The 6240-nt window shown below is 37.1% G+C and carries 6 protein-coding genes; all 6 read right to left on the reverse strand.

The window, feature by feature from the left end:
• Positions 1–2 precede the first annotated feature (2 nt).
• The 6 genes from F6K18_RS06420 to F6K18_RS06445 all read right to left on the reverse strand — a co-directional run bounded on the left by F6K18_RS06420 (position 3) and on the right by F6K18_RS06445 (position 6186).
• Positions 3–2432, reverse strand: a complete 2430-nt coding sequence (locus F6K18_RS06420; RefSeq protein ID WP_287519591.1) for a caspase family protein — start codon at positions 2430–2432, stop codon at positions 3–5.
• 100 nt (positions 2433–2532) lie between these two features.
• Complete coding sequence (locus tag F6K18_RS06425; protein ID WP_287519593.1) at positions 2533–3018, reverse strand: hypothetical protein; 486 nt, start codon at positions 3016–3018, stop codon at positions 2533–2535.
• A 392-nt stretch (positions 3019–3410) separates the two neighbouring features.
• Complete coding sequence (locus F6K18_RS06430; RefSeq protein WP_287519595.1) at positions 3411–3551, reverse strand: hypothetical protein; 141 nt, start codon at positions 3549–3551, stop codon at positions 3411–3413.
• Complete coding sequence (locus F6K18_RS06435) at positions 3548–4291, reverse strand: C39 family peptidase (protein WP_287519597.1); 744 nt, start codon at positions 4289–4291, stop codon at positions 3548–3550. The genes F6K18_RS06430 and F6K18_RS06435 overlap by 4 nt, the downstream gene beginning before the upstream one ends.
• A gap of 310 nt (positions 4292–4601) precedes the next feature.
• On the reverse strand, positions 4602–5147 hold the full coding sequence (locus F6K18_RS06440) for a lysozyme (RefSeq protein ID WP_287519598.1): 546 nt from the start codon (positions 5145–5147) through the stop codon (positions 4602–4604).
• Between the two features lie 493 nt (positions 5148–5640).
• Positions 5641–6186, reverse strand: a complete 546-nt coding sequence (locus F6K18_RS06445) for a lysozyme (protein ID WP_287519598.1) — start codon at positions 6184–6186, stop codon at positions 5641–5643.
• Positions 6187–6240 lie beyond the last annotated feature (54 nt).

The raw sequence follows: 6240 nt of genomic DNA on the forward strand, positions 1-6240 counted from the left end.
TATTATTTCTTCACCACTAGCACCACTTTTTCTGTTGTCCATTCCTCACTAGCGTCAGTAACAACTTTAATATTTCGCTGAGGACTATCTTCATCTACAACAGCAGCCAATAATTCCTCTAATTTATTAGTAGGTTGTTGATTACCAAAACCTCTTCGAGATTGGTCTAATACTGGTAATTCCAACAATTCAAAATTCGTTCCATCCACAGTCGCAAATACTTTAACTATATCCACCCATTCCTGATGATTTTTTGGCAGTTCGAGGTCAAAGCGAGTTTCTTTATATTTTCCTGGTTCTAAAACTTCATAAGGCACAGCTTTTGGATAGAATTTTACAATACTTAAATCTGCCTGAAGTATCAAAGCCGTAATATTTAAAGTTTGATTAGATAGATTATGAATTCGGAGAACAACCCGTTCGCCCTCTTCCAATTCATAAATATTATTGTCAGTTTCTAAAGGTACAAATTCTCGTTTCACTGACGTACCTAATTCAAGCTTAAGCTTTCCATTTAAGGGAGCTAAATATTCTTCGTTATCCAAATCCCAAATAGTCTGATATTTGGCAAGATGAATTAAGCGATTAATTAGCTTTTCACTAGCTTCTGGATCATCCGCTTTTATTGGAAAAATAATATTTTTAATTGGCTGTTTCAGAGCATCTAAAACCCAATATTCTCCAGCAGCATTCAGTGAAACAAAATAATCTACATCAATTTCTGTTTCCGAACAAAATTCTATCCAGCGATGACCTTCAATTTGTTCTTTCTTAGCTGCGAGAATATTAGGCAATAATGCCACATTTACACCAGGAATTTGCGGTAATGGGTCTGGAAAAAGAACACAAACTTTACGAATTTGTTTCACCCCTGGTCCTAAATATATCGCAGGTGAACCTATTTCAATCATTCCTTCGCTCAAGTTATTATTGATGGTTCTGATATTGTGTAATTCTGTTACTTCTGCCCAACAATCAGATGCTCCTAATTCTACTACTTTTACTGTAGCAATTAGATTTTTGCTGTCTTGAAAATCTCTGGTTGTAAATCGGAAAATATCAAATTCTGCCCCTTTTTTGATGCCATTAGCTTGACCAGCTTGGATTTTGACTCGGTTTTTAGTAATATCTACATCCATGACCGTAGGAGTAGGCCTACTAACAACAGATTGACCACCAAAAAAAGTCTGCTTTGTCTGTCCAATTAGCATCGGTGTTTGTCGCTCAAAGCGATTATGAACGAAATTAGAAATGCGATTAAATAGCTCTTCTACAGCAATTTCTGTGCCAAATTTGCGCAGATTTTTTAAGAGAAAATAAGTTAAAGCGCCGTTGCGTTCTGTTCCTTCAAAAACATCCTCATAAGCAAATTCATTATCCCGACAAGCTGCGATTAAAGTATAACCTTTTGGTTGTGGCAACAAACCATTGGCCACGGTAAGGTTGCGACTATTTGCTGTTAGATTTTGCCAATTTTTTGTTAGTTCTTGAATAGGTGCAACTAAACTATTAGTTCGTCGGGGAGTCATATCAATAAAACCTCCAGCACGAATCTTGTCTTCTCCACATCTTGTTGTACCACCGGAATGACAGCTATCGAGTACCAAAGTTACAACTAATTTTTTATTCACCATTTCTTCGAGAAGTTGGGCAAATTCTAAGTCACGTAAATAGCGTGAATTTGGTTGACCAATATCTGTGGGAACTAAGCCTTGATCTATACCAGAAATACCCTTAATATCTGTAAAAATTGTTTTCGCTTGTCCACCATGACCAGAGTAATGAATATATACTTGGTCTTGAGGTTTTGCTTTAGCAGTTACCTCTTTAAATTTAGCAACTATATTCTCATAAGTTGGTAAAAATTCGGGTGATTCTTTGGGTTGCTTAGGATTATCTGAAGCAGTAGCTGTGAGTTTAATAATTTGGTCGGATGTGAGGTTGAAAGTATTTTTTAAATAGGTTTCAACATGATTAATATCTCGAACACAACCCCGTAAATTTTTATAGCTGCCACCTTCTAATTCATGGGGAAAATAGAAGTCAATTCCGATGAGCAAAGCGTGAAAGTTGGGGGTTTGGTTAGGTGTTTCAGGAAATAATATTGAATCATCATCTGTATTTCCTCGACGGCCTCCGTCTGTTCTATTTTCTGGTCTATCTGAAACCCTAGAACTTCCTCTACGACCTCCGTCTGTTCTATTTTCTGGTCTATCTGAAACCCTAGAACTTCCTCTACGACCTCCGTCTGTTCTATTTTTTGGTCTGTCTGAAGCCTTGGATTTTTCGGAGTGCAAAATATTAGTAGTTGTTATGCCAAGATTTTCTTCGGATGTTACTAATAATCGAAGCTGATGAATAACAGTAGTTAAAACAGCTCTTACAGAAAAAATTGACCAATTATTTGATGATAATAATGTTGTTAAATTCATAGTCTTCCTCTGTTAATTTTTTTGTTATTGAAACTTCATTTTTAAGGATGGGGGTTGATATTTTAAGCTGAAAAAACTTTCAGCAAAAGCAAAACATTTCCTACTCTATTTCAGGTGGTTTAGACCCATCAAAACTGTCTTGCCACATTGAGCAAATTGTCTCCCCTGCTGCACTAGCAATTTTCTGCACAATTAAGGTAGCAACAATAGCAGCGATCGCCGGAGCTAACCCTAAATTAGTAACCAAAATGGGAGTTAACATACCCGCAGCTTTTGTGGAACTTTCATTGTAAGCATCCTCAATTTTTTGCATTGTTTTACAACCGTCACCAAAGGGGTCACGATCGCATAAGAAATCGTAAGCTTCTCCATTCAGGCGTTTAAAAAAATTCTGACCAAATTCTATAAATTTATTACCCTCTGGACCTCTGGGAACAGCCGTCAGGGTATTGATATTGATAGATTCTACAGAAGCACTTGTGGTTAAATCATCTTCCAAGCTTTGTAGTTGCATCCCAAGTTGAGCTTGCAATGTCTCCTCATCAAGTTCTGCCAGTTTTTCAATTAACTCATTAATGTCTGCCATAAAGTTCCTCTAATATTTTCTCAAGTTGTTGTATTGAGCTTTGAGAGAATTTGTAGGAGTCCAAGATAATTCAGGACACCAAAGTCCCAATAAAGCTTGTGAAATTACCTATGACTATCATATCACAGTAATTATGCTGGCAATTCCGGTCAAAAATATTATTGGGTATTCTAGTATTTATACTTAGAAACCTTTGTACTCGTAGGCTCAGTTGCAACGCACCTTATGCCACAAGTAGGCCTTAACGAAGTCAGAAGTTAGAAGTCAGAAGTCAGAAGTTAATCCACCCCTAACCCCTCCCAACCCACCCCTAACCCCTCCCAACCCACCCCTAACCCCTCCCAGGAGGGGAAGTAGGGGATTTGAGCTTCGCTCCAAAAATATTTCGCCAGTCAAGGCGGGGTTGCGCGACCCATAACCCGTGGTATCCACAATTGGTTGGGGTTTTGTAGACACGAAGTGGCGTGTCGGAGACTATCCCCACGAATATTGATTCTGTCTCCAGAATTGCTGTCTCCTGACTCCTTGTTCAATCAATCCAAGATTTTGCCAAAACACACCATCCATCGGTACTATTACTCACAGTCCAACGGGCGTTCATCAGACTATAAGAATATTTCAACATTTTACCATTTTCGGAAATGTAAGTGCCACTGGCATGATCGATCTCCCCCCAGGGATCGTTAACTACCCAATATCCCCCACCTGGAGCATTTTTGTTGTCTTCATAACCAATAACTACAATCCAGTGGCCTCCACCCGATGGGTTATTAGAAGAGCCTTTGTGAAGAATCCCACAGGGAACAGGAATGCCTCGGTTGAGGTACTTCTTGAGAGTATTATTATTTGCGTTTTGAACAAAATCAGCAGTAACTCCAAAGTGTCGCAGAGTTTGAATTTGAACCCAGGAGTCAGTAGTGTCTCCTCTGTTGAAAACTTCACGAACGTAATCATCATCACCCCTGATGACTCCAGGTCGGAGATAATTTAACAGCATCGCACAAGAAGAAGAAAAACAAGTGCGATGAGCATCGCGATAGTTGTCACCCTGAGAAAAGTAAGTGACATCTAGATTTACTCCAGCAGAGGAACGACCAATTTTTTTAGCAGGGTGAGAACGGTAAATTTTTACCCACTCTGCATCGTTATTGTAAAAGTCATCGGGCAAAGAGGAAGCGATTTTCAGGAAAGCATTACGATGGTTGGGGTTGTTACTATCATAATACTTAACAAAATCAAGCAGTTTTGAGTCAGGAAATCTGGTATTATTCATGATTGGAATCCTTAAAAATAGTCAGGGTAGATTAGTTGCTAATCTCAGGTAAATTTATCCTGACCTTTTGTGTTCTACCTATACTTATCTATCGTGATTTTTGGGTTATGCAACTTGCCCAAAAATCATTGGAACTGGACAAATTATCAGAAGTGATTGAGCGGAAATTATTGAGATCAAACGTCCGAAAAAAATAGTGAGGGTAGATTAGTTGCTGAAGCAGGTTAATCAGAATAGTTTATATCGACTTTGTTGTATTAAAAGAGTTGATCCTACTAATACAATTTTTGATTTGTGCATTGACTCAATGTCAGGGTTTTAATAATACTGCCATCGGGTCAAATAATCCTAATCCAGCTAGATATGATAATTCATTATTGCTGATCAAATTATTGCTTAAAAAAAGATTTTTTTCATCATCCCGACGATCAACTAAACTAGGCAGTATTGTTTTTACCCCATTAACCATAACCTTGTTCCATTTGGGAAGCTCATTAGCAGCACCTTGATAATCTCCTTGATTGAGTTTTTCTACCAAAGTGCTATATTTGAATGTACCAATTCCTACGTTATAACAGAAAGATATTAAAGCATCAAACTGGTTTTGGGTAAGAGAAACTCTAATTAATTGATTAACTTCATCAGCAACCCGATCGACTTGATCTTGAAGGAATTTTCTGGCTTGCTCTATGCTAATTTCATCTCCTTGTTTCACCTTTTTACCATCAGGATATTCGGTAGTTCCATAACCAATACTCCATATTTCTACTGAGTTGAGATAAGCATCAAGAGATAATCCTTCCCATTTTTTGATTAGATTTAGGCAGTTTTGTGATCTTGTTAGTAGAGCTTGCATTATTTGACTCCTGTAAAATAGTAAAAGTAGATTAGTTGTTGGAATAGGTTAATTGTTATTGTAAAAGTCATCGGGCAAAGAGGAAGCGATTTTCAAGAAAGCATTACGATGGTTGGGGTTGTTACTATCATAATACTTAACAAAATCAAGCAGTTTTGAGTCAGGAAATCTGGTATTATTCATCATTGGAATCCTTAAAAATAGTCAGGGTAGATTAGTTGCTAATCTCAGGTAAATTTATCCTGACCTTTTGTGTTCTACCTATACTTATCTCTCGTGATTTTTGGGTTATGCTACTTGCCCAAAAATCATTGGAACTGGACAAATTATCAGAAGTGATTGAGCGGAAATTATTGAGATCAAACGTCCGAAAAAAATAGTGAGGGTAGATTAGTTGCTGAAGCAGGTTAATGAGAATAGTTTATATCGACTTTGTTGTATTAAAAGAGTTGATCCTACTAATACAATTTTTGATTTGTGCATTGACTCAATGTCAGGGTTTTAATAATACTGCCATCGGGTCAAATAATCCTAATCCAGCTAGATATGATAATTCATTATTGCTGATCAAATTATTGCTTAAAAAAAGATTTTTTTCATCATCCCGACGATCAACTAAACTAGGCAGTATTGTTTTTACCCCATTAACCATAACCTTGTTCCATTTGGGAAGCTCATTAGCAGCACCTTGATAATCTCCTTGATTGAGTTTTTCTACCAAAGTGCTATATTTGAATGTACCAATTCCTACGTTATAACAGAAAGATATTAAAGCATCAAACTGGTTTTGGGTAAGAGAAACTCTAATTAATTGATTAACTTCATCAGCAACCCGATCGACTTGATCTTGAAGGAATTTTCTGGCTTGCTCTATGCTAATTTCATCTCCTTGTTTCACCTTTTTACCATCAGGATATTCGGTAGTTCCATAACCAATACTCCATATTTCTACTGAGTTGAGATAAGCATCAAGAGATAATCCTTCCCATTTTTTGATTAGATTTAGGCAGTTTTGTGATCTTGTTAGTAGAGCTTGCATTATTTGACTCCTGTAAAATAGTAAAAGTAGATTAGTTGTTGGAATAGGTTAATT

Source organism: Okeania sp. SIO2C2, assembly GCF_010692625.1.
Classification (GTDB): Bacteria; Cyanobacteriota; Cyanobacteriia; order Cyanobacteriales; family Microcoleaceae; genus Okeania; species Okeania hirsuta.